Source organism: Wocania arenilitoris, from assembly GCF_021728535.1.
In the GTDB taxonomy this organism is placed as follows: Bacteria; Bacteroidota; Bacteroidia; order Flavobacteriales; family Flavobacteriaceae; genus Wocania_A; species Wocania_A arenilitoris.
This window is the reverse complement of sequence record NZ_JAKKDU010000020.1, coordinates 17534-37789: the sequence shown is the minus strand read 5'-3', so window position 1 is coordinate 37789 and position 20256 is coordinate 17534. Positions and strand designations below refer to the sequence as shown.

The 20256-nt window shown below is 28.8% G+C and carries 18 protein-coding genes; 4 read left to right on the top strand and 14 right to left on the bottom strand.

What is annotated here, in order from left to right; genetic code table 11:
- Positions 1–72 precede the first annotated feature (72 nt).
- The 3 genes from L3X37_RS14230 to L3X37_RS14220 all read right to left on the bottom strand — a co-directional run bounded on the left by L3X37_RS14230 (position 73) and on the right by L3X37_RS14220 (position 2370).
- Positions 73–891: a glycerophosphodiester phosphodiesterase family protein gene (locus tag L3X37_RS14230; RefSeq protein WP_237240838.1), complete on the bottom strand. Its 819-nt coding sequence runs from the start codon at positions 889–891 to the stop codon at positions 73–75.
- A gap of 56 nt (positions 892–947) precedes the next feature.
- Positions 948–1772: a sterol desaturase family protein gene (locus tag L3X37_RS14225; RefSeq protein ID WP_237240837.1), complete on the bottom strand. Its 825-nt coding sequence runs from the start codon at positions 1770–1772 to the stop codon at positions 948–950.
- 103 nt (positions 1773–1875) lie between these two features.
- Complete coding sequence (locus L3X37_RS14220) at positions 1876–2370, bottom strand: YkgJ family cysteine cluster protein (protein ID WP_237240860.1); 495 nt, start codon at positions 2368–2370, stop codon at positions 1876–1878.
- A 73-nt stretch (positions 2371–2443) separates the two neighbouring features.
- Here L3X37_RS14220 and L3X37_RS14215 point away from each other — a divergent pair, with 73 nt between their 5' ends.
- Complete coding sequence (locus tag L3X37_RS14215) at positions 2444–3145, top strand: class I SAM-dependent methyltransferase (RefSeq protein WP_237240836.1); 702 nt, start codon at positions 2444–2446, stop codon at positions 3143–3145.
- Here L3X37_RS14215 and L3X37_RS14210 read toward each other — a convergent pair.
- The 3 genes from L3X37_RS14210 to L3X37_RS14200 all read right to left on the bottom strand — a co-directional run bounded on the left by L3X37_RS14210 (position 3132) and on the right by L3X37_RS14200 (position 8659).
- Positions 3132–3716, bottom strand: coding sequence for a DUF1287 domain-containing protein (locus L3X37_RS14210; RefSeq protein WP_237240835.1), 585 nt, complete (start codon positions 3714–3716; stop codon positions 3132–3134). The two genes, L3X37_RS14215 and L3X37_RS14210, sit on opposite strands and share 14 nt — an antisense overlap.
- A gap of 148 nt (positions 3717–3864) precedes the next feature.
- On the bottom strand, positions 3865–5592 hold the full coding sequence (locus L3X37_RS14205) for a TonB-dependent receptor (RefSeq protein ID WP_237240834.1): 1728 nt from the start codon (positions 5590–5592) through the stop codon (positions 3865–3867).
- Positions 5593–5617: 25 nt separating this feature from the next.
- Positions 5618–8659, bottom strand: a complete 3042-nt coding sequence (locus L3X37_RS14200; RefSeq protein WP_237240833.1) for a tetratricopeptide repeat protein — start codon at positions 8657–8659, stop codon at positions 5618–5620.
- A 276-nt stretch (positions 8660–8935) separates the two neighbouring features.
- Here L3X37_RS14200 and L3X37_RS14195 point away from each other — a divergent pair, with 276 nt between their 5' ends.
- Entirely contained in the window at positions 8936–9619 is a 684-nt protein-coding gene (locus tag L3X37_RS14195; protein WP_237240832.1) for a cell division ATP-binding protein FtsE, read from the top strand.
- On the opposite strand, the gene L3X37_RS14190 is transcribed toward L3X37_RS14195, so the two are convergent.
- Positions 9616–10434 carry a 2OG-Fe(II) oxygenase gene (locus L3X37_RS14190; protein ID WP_237240831.1) on the bottom strand — a complete coding sequence of 273 codons (819 nt, stop codon included), beginning with the start codon at positions 10432–10434 and terminating at the stop codon, positions 9616–9618. The two genes, L3X37_RS14195 and L3X37_RS14190, sit on opposite strands and share 4 nt — an antisense overlap.
- Before the next feature lie 95 nt (positions 10435–10529).
- Here L3X37_RS14190 and L3X37_RS14185 point away from each other — a divergent pair, with 95 nt between their 5' ends.
- Complete coding sequence (locus tag L3X37_RS14185; protein ID WP_237240830.1) at positions 10530–11420, top strand: glycosyltransferase family 2 protein; 891 nt, start codon at positions 10530–10532, stop codon at positions 11418–11420.
- Positions 11417–12355, top strand: coding sequence for a glycosyltransferase family 2 protein (locus L3X37_RS14180; protein WP_237240829.1), 939 nt, complete (start codon positions 11417–11419; stop codon positions 12353–12355). The genes L3X37_RS14185 and L3X37_RS14180 overlap by 4 nt, the downstream gene beginning before the upstream one ends.
- A gap of 9 nt (positions 12356–12364) precedes the next feature.
- On the opposite strand, the gene L3X37_RS14175 is transcribed toward L3X37_RS14180, so the two are convergent.
- The 7 genes from L3X37_RS14175 to L3X37_RS14145 all read right to left on the bottom strand — a co-directional run bounded on the left by L3X37_RS14175 (position 12365) and on the right by L3X37_RS14145 (position 20249).
- The gene (locus L3X37_RS14175) at positions 12365–13483 is read right to left on the bottom strand and encodes a glycosyltransferase family 2 protein (protein WP_237240828.1); all 1119 of its coding nucleotides are present in this window, start codon (positions 13481–13483) and stop codon (positions 12365–12367) included.
- Positions 13473–14762, bottom strand: a complete 1290-nt coding sequence (locus L3X37_RS14170) for a hypothetical protein (RefSeq protein ID WP_237240827.1) — start codon at positions 14760–14762, stop codon at positions 13473–13475. The genes L3X37_RS14175 and L3X37_RS14170 overlap by 11 nt, the downstream gene beginning before the upstream one ends.
- Positions 14763–14786: 24 nt before the next feature.
- Complete coding sequence (locus L3X37_RS14165; RefSeq protein WP_237240826.1) at positions 14787–16385, bottom strand: sulfatase-like hydrolase/transferase; 1599 nt, start codon at positions 16383–16385, stop codon at positions 14787–14789.
- Positions 16378–17217, bottom strand: a complete 840-nt coding sequence (locus L3X37_RS14160) for a glycosyltransferase (RefSeq protein WP_237240825.1) — start codon at positions 17215–17217, stop codon at positions 16378–16380. Before L3X37_RS14160 ends, L3X37_RS14165 begins: the two co-directional genes overlap by 8 nt.
- Positions 17218–17223: 6 nt before the next feature.
- On the bottom strand, positions 17224–18516 hold the full coding sequence (locus L3X37_RS14155; protein WP_237240824.1) for an O-antigen translocase: 1293 nt from the start codon (positions 18514–18516) through the stop codon (positions 17224–17226).
- A gap of 31 nt (positions 18517–18547) precedes the next feature.
- Positions 18548–19846 carry an O-antigen translocase gene (locus L3X37_RS14150; RefSeq protein ID WP_237240823.1) on the bottom strand — a complete coding sequence of 433 codons (1299 nt, stop codon included), beginning with the start codon at positions 19844–19846 and terminating at the stop codon, positions 18548–18550.
- 163 nt (positions 19847–20009) lie between these two features.
- A complete protein-coding gene (locus tag L3X37_RS14145; RefSeq protein ID WP_237240822.1) occupies positions 20010–20249 on the bottom strand; it encodes a uroporphyrinogen decarboxylase in 240 nt (79 codons plus the stop codon).
- Positions 20250–20256 lie beyond the last annotated feature (7 nt).

The window sequence follows — 20256 nt, the reverse complement described above, 5'->3', positions numbered from 1 at the left end:
CTCGATAGTTCTGCTAAGTTTGTCGAAGTACAATTTCGATAAAAATCGGAATTACTCTAACTGACAATTTTATTATTTAAGTAGATTTATCAATCTATCTGGGTAATCTGTGATTATGCCATCTACTTTAAAATTAATCATTTGCTGCAAATCTTTTACATTATTGACTGTCCAAGGAATCACTTTAAAATTTTCAGCTTGCAAGTTTCTTACCTTTTTTTTATCTAAGAGTTTGTAATCTGGACTTACTATTTCTGGACAATAACTCATTAAAGCTAGTTTGTCCCAAATATTCTCATTAGCTTCAACCAAAAGCGCAATTTTCATTTTTGCCGATTGCTTTTTAGTTTCTTCTAATATTCTTAAATCGAAGCTCTGAATATTAGTGTTTTTAAAAACCTTATTATCATTTACTACTCTTAAAACAAGAGCAACAAATCCTTTTGGATTTGGTGTAAATATGTTGTCGTATTCAGGGTTAGATTTAAGCTCTATATTAAATTTAATATTTGGATTTATTTTTTTAGAAATTTTTATAACTTCATCTAAAGACGGTTTATACGTTTTAAGTTTTTGTTGATTTTTAAATCTCGGATGAAATTTTGTGCCACAATCAAACTGCTTTATACTATCAAAAGTCATTTGATAAAGATTGTACTTTTTATCGTCTTTTTGGTGTATTTCAAATCCGTTTACGTCCAAACAAGTCGTTCTACTCATGAAAGGTTCATGAGATACAACAACAATGTTATCTTTAGAAACTGCCACATCTAATTCAATGGTATTTACACCTAGCTGTATGGCTTTTTCAAAAGCTTCAATGGTGTTTTCTGGCATCAAACCACGACAACCACGATGTCCTTGAATATCTATAGCTTCATTGCAGTTCATAAAAAAATTACAAAAAATAATAATTAAAACAATTCTTAATTTATTAATCATCAAATTTAATTATTGGGTTTTCTATATTTCTGAAAAGGTTGTTTCAATAAATCTTTAATATTGTTGTTTTCTTTTTCATCTGGAAACACATCAACACCATATACAATTTTATTGGTATCTAATTCCATATACGTTCCAAATAATCTATCCCAAACTGAAAAAATATTGCCATAGTTAGAATCAGTAAAAGGCATTTTATAATGATGATGTACTTTGTGCATATCAGGTGAAACTAATACATAACTTATTAATTTATCTACTTTTTTAGGTAGTCTAATATTGGAGTGATTAAACTGGGTTGCTATAATTGATAAAGATTGATACAACATAACAATACCAATAGGTGCACCTATAATAACAACACCTATTAAAGTAAAAATATAACGAATAATGCTTTCAATAGGATGGTGCCTGTTAGCTGTTGTGGCATCTACTTTATGATCGGAATGATGCACCAAGTGTACCATCCACAAAGGTGGTACTTTATGCTCTATTAGGTGTGGCAAATATGCTCCAAAAAAATCCATTAATAACACCCCAAAAACTGTATATAATGTTAAAGAGATGTCTGGCAACCAATTTAAAATGCCAAAATTATTAGCAATTACCCAATCGGACGACATTAATAAAAGAAATGCCATTGGCAAATTAACCAAAATGGTCGTTATTGTAAAAAAGATATTAGGAATCGCATGTTTCCATTTTTTATAGTTAAAATTAAACAATGGAGTCACACCTTCTAAAAACCAGAAAAAAGTTAAACCTACAACAATTATAAGTCCGCGATGTAGCGGCGGAATGGTTTCGAAATATTGTAACAATGTTTCCATGAACAAAGATTTTTTTTTTAAATATAGGAAAAATAAAGATGTTCTCGAAAAACGCTTAGACGCAAAGTATTACACACTAAATTGCAGGAGGTGAAACTAGAAACTAAATCTTAATTTTCTTTTTCATGCCCTCAACAATATTAAAAGCCGCAGGACATATAGCCACATTTTTTAATGTTAAATTAGAGATTTGCTGAAACTTTTTTCTATCCGTATGCGGAAATTCTCTACATGCCTTTGGTCGTACTTCATAAATGGAGCAATAATTATCCCCTCCCAAAAAGGAACACGGTACTTTTTGTAACACATAATCGTTATCCTCGTCTATTCGTAAATACTGTCCAATAAATTGTTGTGGTTTCTGTCTAAAATGTTTCGAAATTCTATCAATATCTTTATCGGTAAACAATGGCCCTGTAGTTTTACAACAATTAGCACAAGTTAAGCAGTCGGTTTTTTCAAACGCTTCGTCGTGCAATTCTTGCATCACATAATCTAAATTTTTTGGTGGTTTCTTTTTAAGCTTCGCAAAGAATTTTTTGTTTTCGTTATGCTTATCTTTGGCTTGCTTTGGCAGGCTTTCTATTTTGGATTCAATATTCAATATTCAATATTTATTATTGGAGCTAAATTACGAAAACTACTCAACCCATAATTTTAAACTTTAAACATTGAATTTAAAAGACCTTTTCGGAAACGCATTGTTAGATTACCAAAACGGAAATTACACTGAAGACATTATTACTTCAACCAGCATTTCTGATGAAGATGTATTGCCTATCCCCTATTTATTTAGGGGTTTTAAGGATATGCCAAAGTTGGAAAAAAAAGCACTTAAATTAGCAAAAGGTTCGGTTTTAGATGTTGGCTGCGGAGCAGGAAACCATAGTTTGTATTTACAAGAAAAAGGTTTTAAAGTGAAAGCTATCGATATTTCAAAAGGTGCTATTGAAGTAGCGAAACAGCGTGGTATTTTGCGTGCCGAAGAAAAAAATATTTTAAATGAAACTGATACGTTTGATTCCATTTTATTACTAATGAATGGCACAGGAATTTTTCAAGAATTATCACAAGTTTCAAAACACTTATCACATTTAAAAAATCTTTTAAAATCAAACGGACAGATTTTAATCGATTCGTCAGATATTAAATATATGTACGAAGATGAAGATGGTGGTTTTTGGCAAGATATGAATGCGAATTATTATGGCGAACTCGATTATTTTTTGAGTTATAAAGATAAAAAAGAAAGCCCAATGAAATGGTTGTATTTAGATTTTAATACGCTATCAACTGCTTGCACTTCTGTTGGACTTAAATGCGAGTTAATTTTTGAAGGTGAGCATTTTGATTATTTGGCTAAATTGAGTTAGTCTGATAATGCCCTATAATTTTAAAGTTAAAAAGACAATCTTCTATAACCTGACCTGCACCAATATTATGAACGATTAAGTTACGCTTTCCGTCTTTTGATTTTTTATTTACTACAATACCAATGTGTGTTGTTGCTCCTCTTAAATTCCAACACACCACATCACCAGGTTTATAATCGTTGGCATTTTTAGTAATTGGCTTTTCTGCACCTTGGCGTTTAAAATACACCATTAAATTTGGCACGCGTCTGTGGTCTATATTTTTATCGGTAGTTTTTAACCCCCATATTTTTGGGTACACATTAAAGTTAGCTTTCATATCCTCGTGTACTTCCTTTTGTAAATCGATACCTAATTTTCTATACGCTCTAATTATAACATCGGTACAAACGCCTTTATCACTTGGCACATCGCCATTTGGATAATCTATTGAGAAATAACTTGGGTCGTAAGTCACTTTTTGGTTTGTTAATTCTAAAGCAGCATCATAAAGATTTAATGTTTGAACTTCACTTTGTGAAATACAAAGATTGAAACAGAAAAGAAGTAGAATAAATTTTATCTTTTTCATGTGTTTATATTTATTGTTATTCAACGGTCACATGTAACATCCTAAATAATCATTTGGTTGTGTGATTAAATATTAATCATGGATGTTTTATTAAACTATTGATTTCAATTTGAAAAATTACAGCGTCGTTACACTCCTCGTAATGACTTTAGAAATCAAACTTAAAAGTAGCACCAGCTAAAAACTGGATACTTTGCACCGGGAAATTTTGCCAACGTTGATACGCTTTATTATTTATATTATTAGCCTTTGCGAACACCGAAATTTTGTCATTTATATGATACCCTAAGTGTGCATTAGCATCAAAATAGCTATCCAAAACCATTGTAAAAGGTGTAGTAATAGTAATTCCATTGTTTAAAAAAAACTGGTCTTTCCGTTCTCCAATATAAAACAAGTTAGCACCTGCAAACCAATGCTCATTTATTTGATAATCTAAAAATAATGAGCCCTTTACATCGGGTAAATTCCAAGCTTCTGTTTCGGTATCGGTTGTATATTTAAAATATTCGGCTTTTATGCCTAATTTAAAGTTTCGGTTTACATCAACATTAATTTCTCCAGCAACTCCAAAGGTATCAACATCATCATAAACAATTCCAAAAGAATTTCCGTAGGAATAGTTTTGACTTGTTAAAGTAACATCGTTGTTTCTATAGAGCGCTTTATTTCTATCAGCTAAATAACGTCCACTAATATTGTAGCTCATATTACTTGAAAGCTTACCTTTTAAACCAATGTGCGCATTGTACTGCTGATCTGTCGGCATAACCATTAAAGTTGGTGATACAAATGGATTTTCGGTTGCAAAATCGTGATATGAATTTTGAATTAATTCACCTTGAATACCTCCATAGGCAATTAAAACATCGTTAACCAATCTGTATGTGGCGGTTATATTTGGATATAAATAGATGCTGTTTTCTTTAGTTTCAGAATCTCTTAAATATGAAATTGAAGCCCCTAAATTAAGCGTTAAGTCGTCCTCCTTTAATTGATAAGTTGGAGAAACGCTTATTTGAAAGTTACTATGTCTTAATTCATTATTAAAAAAATAGCTCCTATCAAATGTTCCGTTTATATAATCAAATTTAAAATCAGTCGAAATTTCTTCACCTTGTATTGGCATATCTATTTTGGCTTTGGCAATAAACCTATTTTCACCAGAACCTTGATTATCTCCAAAGCGCCTAAAAAATAAACTTCCAGAATTAATATATGTGTTTTCGAATGAAATATCACCGCCAAAGTACGCACTGTAAAACGAATGATCTACATCAATATTATTAGTTTGTGCTTGAGCAATTTGAGATTGCGGCACACCATACCAATTAAACATTTGTTGCTGAAAACCACCTTCAACATGCCACGCTAAATCACGCAATCTGCTTGAATAATTAGCATTTATTTTTGTAGTTGAAAAATTATCATCAAAAGATAGATCTTCTATACCACCTTGCGATGAATGATGGCTAACATAACCACCTACACTTTCGGTTCTACTAATAGCATGATTTAAATACACTTCTCCTAAAATTGTAGTGTAAGTTCCAAAACCTAAAGTGGCATAATTATCATATAATTTAGCAGGTTTAGCTTTTTCAACTACAGCTGCCTTTCCTTTTGCAGGTGTAAATGTTGAAGCCACTGGAAATGAAAAAATGTTATACTTAATTTCTTTTTTTGTCGCTGTTTCTTCATCATCTAAAGACGGAATCTCTTTTACCTTAAAAGCATCAGAAATTGAAGGTGTATATGGTTTCACAACATCAATAACACCTGTATTAATAGTATCGTTTTTTCTGCTTTGAGAGAAAACAGTTGTAACGCTTAAAGTAACAATGGCTAATAAAATATATTTTGTTTGCTTACGCATAGCTTTTGATTTACGATTGATGTTTTTAATTTTCTTCGGTTTCAATTGATGAATTTGTTTTGGCTTCTTCTGCTTTTATTTGACGTAATTCTTCTTTAGCTTCATTAACAACATCATCAAGCTCAGCAAAATTTTCAATAACACTTTCCAAAATATAAGTAGCTTGAAACGCATCTTTTAAAGCATAATAATTTTTAGCCATTAGCACTAAACCTTTAGCACTGTAGTATTTATAGCCTGAAAAATCTTTTGCCAGTTTTTGCACCGTTTTGTTTGAGGCTGCATGCTTACCTTCTTTATTTTTAAAGTAAGCGTTATAGTATAATGCCTCGGCTGCCATTTCTCCTGTGGCTACTTTTTCAACTTTCGTATAAGCTATTTTAGCTCTATCTTCATAGCCTGTTTTTATGGCTGAACGTGCTATTATAATATGTGCATCACTTTTAATCTTATTATCAATTTTAGAGTTTTTTAGCACTTTTTCGGCATAAGACACAGCTTCACCATAATTTTCTAATTGGTAATTAGTTTTCATTAAATTAGATTGTGCAAATATCACATTTTGCGAAAAATTAGCCTCTTCTTCTAAACGCAATAATAATGGAATGGCTTTATTCCAGCTTTTACTTTCTAAATAATATTGCGATAATCGAGATAAAGCTTCTTCAGTATATTCGCTTTGCGATCTTTCTACAATATATTTATAATGTGGTGTAGCATTAGCTAGTAAATCTTTTTTGTAATATAATTGAGCTACGTAAAAATGAGCTTGTAATGCGTGAATTCCGTTAGGGAATTCGTTTAAATATCCATTAAATTGTTTGATTGCCTTATCGGTATTATTATCTAAATATTGTTTTTCGGCAGCTTCGTAAGTAGCATTGTCTAAATCGGCATCGGTAACCTCAACATAATCCAAGGTTTTTACCCAACGTGCATAATCGTCTACACGACCTAAATCAATATAAATTAAGCGCGCCGTTGCAACCGACTGAACTGCTTCTGGTGTTCCTGGGTAATCTCGGGCTACTTTTTTAAACTTGTTTAATGCTTGTTCATTTTCACTACCATTATAATATACCAACCCTTGCCTTAACAATGCTTTTGAAACAAAAGAACTCATTTTGTACTCGCTACTCAAACGATTGTACATTTGCATCGCTTTTTCTGTTTCATTTTCTTTTACATAAGAATTTCCAAGTTCGTACATGGCATCATCACGCAATTTTGACTTTGGATAAGCTTCAATAAATTCTTCTAAATCCTTTATTTTTTTTGAAGACTGGCCAATATAACCTACACTTATTGCTTTTTGGAAAAACGGATAATCTGAAGCAAACTCATTAATTTCAATGGCATTTTCGTATGCTTTTATTGCTTTGTTATATTGGCTTAAAACGAAATAGCCATCACCTAATCTTAAATAAGCATCGTTTGCTCTTACACGATCTACATCTCTACGAGAAGCAAACTGATTAAAATAAATGATAGATTGATCGTATTTTTTTTGCTTGAAATAAGTATATCCTAAATTATAATCAAGATTAAAATATTCTGGTGTTTCTGATGCGTTGCTTATTGCATCAAATTGTTTAAACCCAACTAAAGCATCATCATAGTTTGTTAAATTGTAATCGGCTTCGGCTTTCCAAAAGGTGGCACGCGCTGTATATTTAGGGTCTCTTGGTTCGCTTAAAGATTGATCGAAAAGCGTTTCGGCCTCTAAGTATTGTGTATCATTATACAACTCAATGCCTCTGTAAAATGCTACTTTTTGATAGGCTACTTTATTTTCAAAACTCTTTTTACCTTCTAAAAGTTTCAGTGCTTCTTTATAATTTTTAGAAGTAATATACGAATCGATTAAAAGCGTTTCAATTTCTTCCTTATAAGATGTTTCGGGGTATTTATTCAAATAATCTGCTAATACTTGTGGCGCAGACTGATAAGGGTTACCAATTTCGTAACTAATTTTAGCATAATTTAACCACGCATCTTCTTGAATTTTTAAATCGAAACTCATTTGCGACGCATTTCTAAATGCATTTAAGGCCTGTTGTTTTTTATCTAAATGAATATAACTTTCTCCTAAATGATAATATGCATTTTGAGCGATTGCGTTATTTCCCCCAACAATTTTATTAAATTCTGAAATTGCATTTTCGTAATCTTTCTGCTTGTAATAGGCGTAACCTAATTGATAAAAATCGGTATTATTCCACTTTGCATTTCTATCTCGTTTTCCTTTTTTACCTTTATATTCAGCTAAATACGGAATAGCCTCGGCATACTGTTCTAAATTAAAATAGCTTTCACCTATAATTTTTGAGAGCTCAGATACTTCAGCTTCATCACTAGATTCTAATCTTTCTTTAGCTAATTCGATAGCTTTTTCAAATTTACCTAGTTTAAAATGAAGATCGGCTTGATAATACGACAGCTTTTCTTTGTAGCGTTCTTGATCGCTTACTTGATCGAAATACTCATTCGCCTCATCATAATCATCACCTTCATAAGCCATAAAACCTATGTAATATTTTGCTTGCGACCCGTATTCTTGAGAGTTTTCAACACGCTTTAAATATTTTTTGGCTGTTTTATATTGTTTAACCGCAAAGGCAGAATATCCATTGTTAAAATTGAATTTTTCTTTTTCTTTTTTAGCTAAAGCCTCTTCATTTACTTTATCGTACCATTTTCTAGCATGTGGATATTTTGAATTCTCGAAATAATAATCGGCAACATCAACAAAAGCGGTATTCCGTTTTGTACTTGTTGGATAATCTCTTACAAAATCTTGAACTAACCGATCTGCGGCTTGCTGATTAAGTCTTACTGCACAATTGGCTATGTAATAAGCACAATCGGATTGTAAAATATCTTCTTTTGCATTCTTTTTTACGTTTCTAAACAAAGACTGAGCTGCAAGATATTGTTGATTATTGAAGAGAGAGAGCGCTTTTTGATAGTCTACCAAATTACTGGTGTAAGTTGCAGACTGTTGCGCCATGATTTGGAAACTAAAACTTATGGCTACCAAGAGGGAAACAATACTATTTTTAATCATTAACGATTCGTTTTTTAATTTAATCAAATATAGATATAAGGTTTGAGATTCCCACCTTTGTGGGAATGACAATTTCAAATGAAATCAAGATAAAATATCTTGAAGAATTATTTTACTTATAACGTAATAATCGTGCCATAATTATAAACCGAGTTATTAAATGTTAAAAAAGCTGGAAGTTCTGGCTACAACTATTTCAAACTTTTTGCGTTTAACTTTTAACTTTTAACTTATTAATAATACATTTACAACACTTAAATTTTACATCTATTTTTTATGTCTAATCCTATATTACAATTAAAAGAAGCGACAATTTACCAAGACAAAAGTTTAGTACTTGCCAATGTAAATGTAGAAATTAATAAAGGTGATTTTGTTTACTTAATTGGTAAAACGGGTTCTGGTAAAAGTAGTTTTATGAAAACGCTTTATGGTGATTTACCATTAACAGAAGGCGAAGGACATATTGTAGATTATAATTTAAAAACACTTAAAGAAAAAGATATCCCTTTTTTAAGACGAAAGTTAGGTGTAGTTTTTCAAGATTTTAAATTATTAACTGATAGAACTGTAAACGATAATTTATTGTTTGTTTTAAAAGCTACAGGCTGGAAAGATAAAAGTGACATGGAAGCTAGAGTTGAAGAAGTTTTAACGAAAGTAGATATGAAAACCAAAGGGTTCAAATTTCCACACGAGCTTTCTGGTGGCGAGCAACAACGCATTGCTATTGCCAGAGCTTTACTAAACAACCCTGAATTAATACTTGCCGATGAGCCTACTGGGAATTTAGACCCTCAAACAAGTGTTGAAGTTATGGAGGTTTTGCAGGATATTAATAAAAATGGCAACACTATTTTAATGGCTACTCATGATTATGCTTTACTTTTAAAATACCCAAGTAAGACATTGAAATGTGATGATAACGCTGTTTATGAGGTGGTGCAACGTAAAAGTTAATCTTCCTTTTTATAAATATGCGGGTTTTTCCTAATCCCTTTTTTAAAAAATTTCCTAATTAGCATTCTCATTTTTGCATCAAAATCAAGAATTAAATTTATAAAAGTATCCTCAGGTCTTCCTCTAAATTTTGTAACATGAAATTTATCTGAATCTTTTAGTGGCGCATCACTAAAATAATAATTTGAAATACAACATCTGCTTTTATCTGTCAATACTTTATTTACCGAATGCCAAGATTTATCATGAGTTGCCATTACAACTAACCTATTGAATTTACTTTCTATAACTATTGGCTCTTTTTTAGGACCATTTGGCCATAATTCTAAATGTCCTCCGTTTTCTTCCTTCCAATCGGGAGATACATAATATAACAAGTTTAAAACTCGCCATCTTTCTCTTTCAGCATCATGAGAATTGTCTAAATGTGGATGTAAAAAATTATTTTCCGTCATTAATGACAAACCACCCGCATACAATAAATCATCAGCATACAAAGATTCTATTTGACATATTTTACCAATTAATTTTACTATTTTATCATCTTGAAATGCATAAAGTATTTCTTCCAGAAACTGATGATGCAAGTTCATTTGCGCTGATACATATTTATATTCTCGCAAACTTTTTTTTAGTGTCATTTCAGATGCATATGGAAAAACTTCAAAACATTTTTGTGCTATTTCTATCGGGAGTAAGTCATCAATATAAAAATAGCCTATTTTATCTTCAGTATTATTAAAAGAACGGATTAGACTTGTCTGATTTTCTTTAATTTTATTGTAAATTAATTCTGAGATTTTTTTAGAATACAAAACACAATATTTTTATATCGTTGATTGCAATTTAAACTATTTTAAATAAAATTTAATTAATTTTAAAATGTATTTTTACAGATAAGTTTGTTATAATGCTATCAATTCTCATACCTACATATAATTACGACATACTACCTTTAGTAAAGTCAATTAAAAACCAAGCAGTTAAAGCAAATATTTTATTTGAAATAATATGTATTGATGATGGCTCTTCATCAATTTTAAATAAAAAAAATAAAAAAATGAATACGCTTTCTAACTGCTCCTTTAAAGTAAATAAATTTAATCAAGGGCTTAGTATTAATAGAAATACTTTAGCTGAAGCATCAAAATATAAGTATTTACTTTTCATTGATGGCGATTCAGTTTTAATTCATGATAATTTTATAAACAATTATCTAAATGCAATTCCTAAAGGTTACGATGTTATTTACGGAGGTAGAATTCATCCAAAAAATGCTATACCTCAAAGAAAATTAAGATGGAAATATGGAAAATCTCATGAAGATAAAAATTATTTGGATAGAAGAAAGAATAAATATAAATCGGTATTGTTTAACAATACAATAATTAAAAAAGAGGTTTTTAATAAAGTATATTTTGAGACGAATATAACAGAATATGGACATGAAGACACAATTTTTGCATATAAATTGAGTAAAATAAAAGCTTCTATTTACCATATAGATAATACTGTTTTACATGGAGATGTAGATTTAAATAAGGTTTTTTTTAGTAAAATGCATAAATCGTTAAATAATCTTGATAAAGTATATAAAAATAAACTAGTTGACCCAAATTTCATTACTTTTTTAAAAATCTTTAATAAGCTTAAATTTTGGAAATTAAATTATTTACTAGCATATTCTCATATAATATTATATCCAATATATAAAAGACAACTCATATCGAACTACCCTTCTTTATTTCTATTTAACCTGTTTCGGCTAAGCTATTTTTGCAATATAAATTTAAAAAAATGATTCCATATTTTTCTGTTGTAATTCCACTCTATAATAAAGAAAATTTTATAAAAAACACTATCAGTAGTGTTCTTAATCAAACGTTTAGTGATTTAGAAATTATAATAGTTGATGATGGAAGTACAGATAAGAGTTTTGAAATTGTTTCAAAATTTCAAAACCCTTACATTACATTATTTAAGCAAAAAAATCAAGGTGTTTCTGTTGCAAGAAACTTTGGTATCGAACAAGCAAAATCAAAATTTATAGCCTTAATTGATGCAGACGATTACTGGCATAAAAACCATTTATCTGAATTGAAAAAACAAATAGAATTATTCCCAGATGCCGGTTTGTACTGTAACAATTACCAAATATATTACACAAAAAACATGTGTCGTCCCGCAAATTTCAATTTTGGTTTTAAAGAAGATTGTTTAATTGTTGCTGATTTTTTTAAAGCCAGCATTATAAACTCAATTGCGTGGACTTCTGCCGTTGGGTTTGCAAAGGATAAATTTAATTCCGTTGGAGGTTTTAACACCAAATTAAAAACGGCTCAGGATTTGGATTTATGGATTAAAATGGCTTTAAAATATAAGGTTGCATTTAACCCAACTATAACTATGTCTTACAAATTATATGTTGATAACAGCTTATCTAAAAGCGAGTTTAATGATATAAGATATGAATTTATTAATAGCTATTTAAAAGAAGAAAAAACTAATCCCTCATTAAAAAAGTACCTAGATATAAATAGATTTGCTTTGACTATTAGATGTATCTTAAATGATGACAATAAGCTTTATAAAAAGATAAAAAAGGAAATAGATTTTAATAACCTAAATTTTAAACAAAAAGTGCTTTTATATTTTCCAAAACTTGTGCTTAAACTCATTAAACAATTTCAAAAATTTTTAATTAAAAATCGGATTTATGTAACATCTTTTAAGTAATGGTAAAGTTTAATTATTATCATCCTTTAAACCAAGTATACTAAAAAAGAAGCTAAATAAAATTAATTGAATTCCTAACACCATAACTACTGTAGCAGGCACTATAGTTTTTAATGTTTGTTGGATATTTATTCCCTCTTTAAAACTTAAATAATACAATATAATACTAACAAAAGTAAAGAGTGCTCCTACTAACAAACCTCTTTCTAAAGTAAAATAGTAAAAAAGCTTATTAAAGCTTTTTTTTCTTGGTATCAATCCATGGTTAGTAGCATAAATTTTTGTCAGTGCATAAAACACAACAAATTGAAAACTAATTAAGAACAAGCCAGCAAATAGTGGCATCAAATTTAGGCTTCCATTATCGTCATTAAACAGGATATAAAGTGTTCCAACAACACCTATTAACATGCATAATATCCCTGGAATTAAGAACAACCATTTTGGGCTGTATAATAATAAAAATCTTAAATGCCTCCACCCATCTGGAAATGTTCTTAAATGTGCTTTTCTATTTCTTCCAGAAGGAAAAACTGTAGTTGCCACTTCAGCAATACTAAGGTTTAACAACGATGCTTTTACAATAATTTCTGAAGCAAATTCCATACCTGTTGTTGACATATCCATTTTATTATAAGCTTCTCGTGTAAAACCTCTTAACCCACAATGAAAATCACCTAAATCTGTTTTAAAGAACAGGTTGCCTAAAAACGTTAAAATAGGATTCCCTAAATATCGATGCAAAAAAGGCATAGCATCTTTTTTATTTTCACCTTTAAAGCGATTACCCATAACTAAATCGAATCCATCTCTTAGTTTTTCAACAAATGGGTTGAGGTTAAGAATGTCGTGACTGTCATCTGTATCGGCAGTAATTATGTATTTCCCTTTAGACGCTTCAATGGCACCTCTTGAAGCGTTTCCGTATCCTTTCCTTTTAACATTTACAACAATAGCTCCCTGTTTTTCAGCTATTTCTTGCGAGCCATCTGTACTGCCATTATCGCCAATAATAACTTCGCCTCTAATATTGTTTTTCTTCATAAAAGCTTGAGCTTTTTCTACGCAAATGGCAATAGTTTCAGCTTCATTTAAGCATGGCATTACAATAGATAGTTCAGGATTCATTTAGTGTTTCCTTTTTAAAAATTTCGTTGAATAAAATTATAAACGTTGCAAAAACAACCCAATCAAAATAAAATATGTAACGCTTTATTGAGTGAACCACTAATGCAATAAGTGTGTTATTTGCAAGCATAAATAAGGTTGCTATTACTATAAATTTATAAATATCTCTGTTGGTTTTAAACAAGTTAATCAAACCATAAAATAGTAATACCATAAAGAAAAGCATTTGTTTTGATGACCCAAATGAGTTTTTAAGGTTTTTACTAAATAACTTAAACCAAATTTTAAAGTTCTGCTTTATTAATGGATAAACCATTTTTGAACACAATTTGTTTAAGGCTATGTTTTGTTCTATAAAATTATGACCCTTTTCTTTATAAAAATTAAGACCTAAATCTAATATTCTTCTATTACAGATTTTAGGGAAATTATTTTGGTAAAACATATAATCGTCTTCATCCAAATTTTGATTTCGTGTTAATTTTGCTTCTTTTAAACTGTTATGTATTAATTTAAAATATGCTTTTTCATCTTCATTTGTAAAAAGGTTGACATCGCTTTCGTTGGAAATATAAAATGGCGAACTTATTAAGTGCACATAATTCATGGCGTTATTTATAAAATAACCAAATACCGCTTTATTGTAAACCCTTTCACTTAAACTTGTTACAAAAGGAAGTGCAATAAGCATTACTAAAAAATAAAAGTTTTTAGCTAAGGATTTTGTTTTAAAAACCACATACCCAACAATTAAAAGCAATACTGGAATTAAAGCTAAAAACTGACCTCTGGTTAAAATTAAAACAAACAGTAAAGCACAAATTTTATATAGGTACTTTAAGTTTTCCTCAACAAACAGTTTTAAAGTAAATGCGAAAATCACCAAGAAAATGGGATAGGTTAAGGCTTCACTTAAAATAGCACTACCAAGATTATGTACATATACACAAGGTGCTAAACTTATAAGTTGTAAAATTATAAAACCTGTATGGTGTAGGTTGAAAACAGTGTTTAGCGTTTTAACAAAAAAGTTAACTCCAAAAACTATAATTATGTATTGTATAATAATTAAAGGCAACTCAAAATAATCTCCAAAAATACTTGTTATTATTTTTAGAAAAATACAGTAAAATGGACTGTGGTTTAGTGCCATATCTAAAAATGTATAGCTGTCTGGGTAGTAAATAGCACCTGTACTAATTATAAAAATACCAACAACAAAATATATAGCATAATAAACTATATTTAGTGCATTTATACGATTGTTTAATAGTTCCATTTTTTAGTAAGTTAAAACGACTAATTATTTTTTAAAAAAAGTATCATAATTAATAGTATCCTTTATTATCCTTTTTCTTTCTTTAAAATATTTACTAAAAATACTTCTTGTTGTATCTACTTCATTTGCCTTAATACATAATAAATCTGCCAAGGAATGAAATAAATCATCAACCATATAATTTCTTTCTTTATCAAAAAAAAGGTTTTTTTGTTGTTTGTATTTTTCTGATTGCCAAAGTAAAAATGGTATATCGAACATTTGTTTTGAATAAATATCTTCATTATGCCCTGCCATATTTAAATCATTAAACATTTCTTCTCCGTGGTCAGACAAAAAAAGCACTGTACCTTTTGTTTCTAAACTGTCTACCTTTTTTATGATTTTTGATATTATAAAATCATTGTAAAGTACTGCATTATCATAATGATTTATTTTTTTAAAGCTTTCGGTTGATTTAAACTTTGTTTTTGGCTGGTTTTCAAATTTAGCAAAAGCCAGTGGATACCTGTTCTCGTAATGATGATGAGTACCCATTAAATGGATAAAAATCACCTTTCTTTTTACATTATTGTTTAGTGCTTTATTGAATTCTGGAATAATTGTCTCGTCTAAAACCTTGCTGTTACCTGCAATTGTGGTGGTTAAAAATTTACTGGTCTTTGCAGATAAACTAATTTTAGTAATCATGCTCTCATAGGGTCCAATAGGTCTTTGGTTAGATAACCAATACGTTGTGTAATCTGCGCTATTAGCCAACTGTATTATTGAACCTTCAGAAACTTTTTCGGGGCTTTCATAATTGCCTAAGGTTAGCATTTTGGTTAAAGAGCCTACTGAATATGCATGCGGACTTATAACATCGTTAAACACTAGCAATCTGTCTTTCAGTCTATTAAGCCCAGGCGTTGTTTCTCTGTAATAATTGTAGATTCCTAAATGAGAACGCGTTGTAGATTCTCCTAAAATTACAACATGCACCTCTTCTTCGTCTTTTTTAGATTGAAATACATTGGTAAAGTTTCCATTTTTATTTTTTTTATAATCACCTAACTTTTTAGATTCTATGTGATACTCAAAACTAGATTTTAAAATTAAATAAGGAACATTAAAAACAATAAGTGTGGTTAGCTTTAAAAAAGTTAATATTAGAATAAATACACTTAATAATTTAATTTTCTTTTTTGTAGTAACAGTTGACGATACAAACGAACTTATCTTTTGTTTTTTTAAAACAAAAAGTACTATTAAAGCAATAATTAACAAAAAAGCAATTGCAGGTTTATTTATATAAAAACTACTAAACTCTTTGGCTTCATTAGTATTAGACTCCAGAATAACAAAAATAGCAGACGAACTAAAATAGGTTTTAAAAAGATAGAAATATACAGTTTCAAATATTATACAAAAACTAAAAACTAAATAAGAAAAAACAAAATAGGCTCTACTAATGATTTTCTTTTTAAAAAAATATAAAGGAATTATTAGTGCTATAGCAAATAAAATATTTTCTATAAGATTATGAAATGCGTTAACCTTAAGAGAATTAAAAACTGTCTCAAATATAAATGCCACCAGAATAAGCAAAAAATATCCAGAAAATATTTTAAAAAATTTATTCATATAATCTTTTTAACTCTTTAAATTTGTTAATACCAGCCACACCTACTTTATATTTTATAGTAAACTGTTTAAACGATATTTTTTGTTTTCTTAAAAGAAAGAAAATAAACTTAAATAAAAACGCATAGCTTAAATTTTTATAATTATAATAATAAAGTGCCGCTTTAGTTTCAACAAAATTATCGCTTGCAACATTACTTGTCGACCTTTCTAATTTGTGTTTTACAATAAACAAATTTTCAAAATAAACTTCGAGATTAGTTTTTAAGGCTTTTTTAAAAAACAAATATTCTTCACCAGATTTAAAATAACTACCTAAGCCAAAAAGAGGATTAAATAAAATATTTTTTTCTATAATTTCTTTTCTTTTAAATGCTATTTCAATTGAAGATGCACTTATTAAATCTTTATTCCTTGTCAATCTTTTAGATAATTTCGGATAATTTTTATAAGCTACACCACTAAAAGTTTTAATTTTAAACTGAATTATTGAGAAGTGTTGTAGTTTTGAAAAAGCTTCAAAAATCTTGCACTCAAAGTTTGGTAAATATTCCACATCATCATCGGCAATTAAACATATATCTCCTATTGCGTTTTTTATGGCTATATTTCTACTTATTGAAAGTCCTTTTTCATATGAATTAATAATTCTAATATTTTTATAATTTGAATTTAACTCATCTCCTTTTTCTGTTTGATTTATTATAAGAAGATTCAGTTTTTTTAAATCATGATGAGGAAACATATTATCAAGAAAAGACAATGATGTTTTATACATTGTTGAAATTAAAATTTCAAGTTTTAAATCATTATCAAAAATGTTTTTATTCATTTAAAATTATAAAACTCTGTTTTTACCAATAAAATTATGCCTTAAAATAAAAAGCACAACGACTAAATATATAACATATCTAACAAAATGTGCCAAAACAATACCTTCTGTATTATAACTATGTATAAAACAATTAGAAAAAACATAAAACATTATTACCGATAACAACTCGGTGAAAACAAAATTACTTATCTGCCTTTTTGCAATAAACTGATAAGACAACACCAATGCTGTTAACTTTACAAAATCACCTAATAATTGCCATTTGAATAAAACGGACATACTTAAAAAATCTTCTGTAAACAAAATCTCAATAAGTATATCTCTAAAAAAGTAAACTAGTAACAAACCAATGGCGAAAATTGGTAACAATAACTTATAAATTTTTATAACTTCTTTTCTGAAATCAAAACTGTTATTAATTTTTGCATACTGCGGAAGAATATATAAAGAAAAAATTGCTACTAAAAATTGCATATAATTTTTAGAAATTGAGCCTAATGCTGTCCAATATCCAGCTTCATTAACACTTACGTTTTCTATAATTAAATTTCTTATTAATACATCTGCAACATTAATACTAATTACAACTATCACTGTCATAAAACTATAGGACAACAACTCATTTTTAAAACTTAGTTTAAATGATATATTCTTAAAATTAAAATATGCCCTAATCTTTTTAGAAATAAAAACCAGATAGCTAAAAAACTGAACTAGAGGAATCAAACAAATAGCAAGCAAACTACCATTAAGTCCGTCATTTAATGTAAGAATTACTATTAATAATGTACTAAGTATAATAGCCCCAAAAGCGATTTTCGAATATAATTTATACGCAGAAATTCCATTTAAAACTGAAAATAAAAACCTATTCATCCCCATAAAAGGTATAACAAATGCTAACACCTTAAATATATAGACGTAGTTACTGTTTTCTCCAAAAATAATATTGTTAAGAGAATTTGACCAAAAAAATAAAATCACAAAAGAAACTACTGATGCGGTAGCTTCAAAAACAATAGCCGTAGAAAACAATTCATTGATTTTCTTTTTGTTACCTCGGAACTCAGAAATATATTTAACCAATCCATTTGAAATCCCTAAAATAGAAAACTGATCAAAAAAACTAGTAACATTTTTTAAATTCCCAACCAAAGCAATCCCTTCAGCACCAATGAGTATGGCTAATACTTTTTGTGTAATTACCGAAAAAATCATTCTAATAAAAACTACAATGGTATTGGCAGAAGTAACCTTTAAGAGCAAGTTGTTTTTTATATAGTTAGGTATATTCAAAAAAATATTTTAAAAAATAGGAATAATTGCATTACACTTTCTTTTCATCAACTCTAAAAAGTGAGCTTCCAAAAATTAACAAAATAACACCATAATACATTAAGTAACTTACAAAATGCCCTATTACAGCTCCTTTTACACCAAACATTTTAATAAAATAAATACTTGTTATGTATAAAATTATAATTAAAAATGATTCTGTTACCACATAATGCCAAAACATTTTTTTTGCTAAAAATTGGTAAGCTATTACTAATGATAGTACCTTTAAAAAATCACCCAAAAGTTGCCATAAAAACAAATCTTCAACAGGTTTAAATTCATCAGAAAAAACTAGCGTTACAATAAATGGCTTTAATAAATATATTAATAATAAACCTAATGCCAATATTGGCATTACGGTTTTATAAAACTCAAAAACTTCTTTTCTAAAGGCTTTAACGGTATTAATTTCAGTAAATCGCGGTAAAATATAAAGCGCCATTAAAGAGCTAACTAACATTAAATAATATTTCGAAATACGTGTCATAGCTTCCCAAAAACCAGCATCTTTATAGCCTTCTGATTCAATAATATATGACCTGATAGCCAACGCTACTAAAGGCAACAAAACAGCCGAAAACAAAGCCATAACGGAGTATAAGCTTAATCGTTTAAAGTAATTAAAGCTCACGTATTTTACTTTAATAAGAGGCGTTAAACTACGCCTGTTTATAATACCTACCAATGTGATTAAAAATATTAACGATTCAGCAATTGCTACCGAAATTAAAGCACCATCAATATTGCTTTGATAGATTAAAAGCAACGCGATAGAAACCCCTAAAATTTGCCCGATGATATTTATTACAATAAGTATTTTATACTTTGAAAATCCGTTCATTATTGAAAATGAAAACATATTTAAAGAATAAAAAGGGAGTACTATAGCAAATATCTTTATTACATATGCGTAGTTACTATAATTCGGAAATATAATATTACTAATATTGTCTGCATTAAAATAACATAAAAGAGACACTAAAATTGATGACACAAAACCAATATAATATACTGTAGAAATGGTTTTACTTAGCCTAACAATATTCTCTTTATATTCAGCTATATATTTTACAGAACCTTTATAAAAACCAAGTATTGCAACTGATTGAACAGACCCTATAAAATTGCGTAAATTACCAATTAAAGCCAATCCTTCTGGCCCAATAAAAACAGCAATAGCTTTAGAGGTTAATATGCCTGCAATTATTCTTGTGAAAATGGCAGCGGTTTTTAACGAAGTTACCTTTATTAAAACATTATTATTTATATAGTCTATTAATTTTTTCAATTAATATGAATTTTCTTTCTCTTATGAGTGATTAATTTTAATGCAATTTTTAAATAGAACACAGCAAATAAATTGTGTTTTCTGAATGAACCAAATATACAAAATCATTTAACGCATTTAGCTTAACATTAGTATAGGTAAAAAAATACAATTTCGAGAAGCACTACTCTTGTTTTAAAAACAAATAATATAAATTAACCGAGAAAATTGCAACATTAGCAATAATTATTGGTAATCCAATCCTTATAGTAGACATTAAAAACCCATAAATTATAAACAAAATACATCCTGCCATATTTACTAATCGCAATGTTTTTACACGTTTCATTGTAAAAGATATGAGCACCATTAACGATGCTAAATAGCCTATATATTCAGTTCCAGTAAGTCCAAATAATTCCATATTAAAA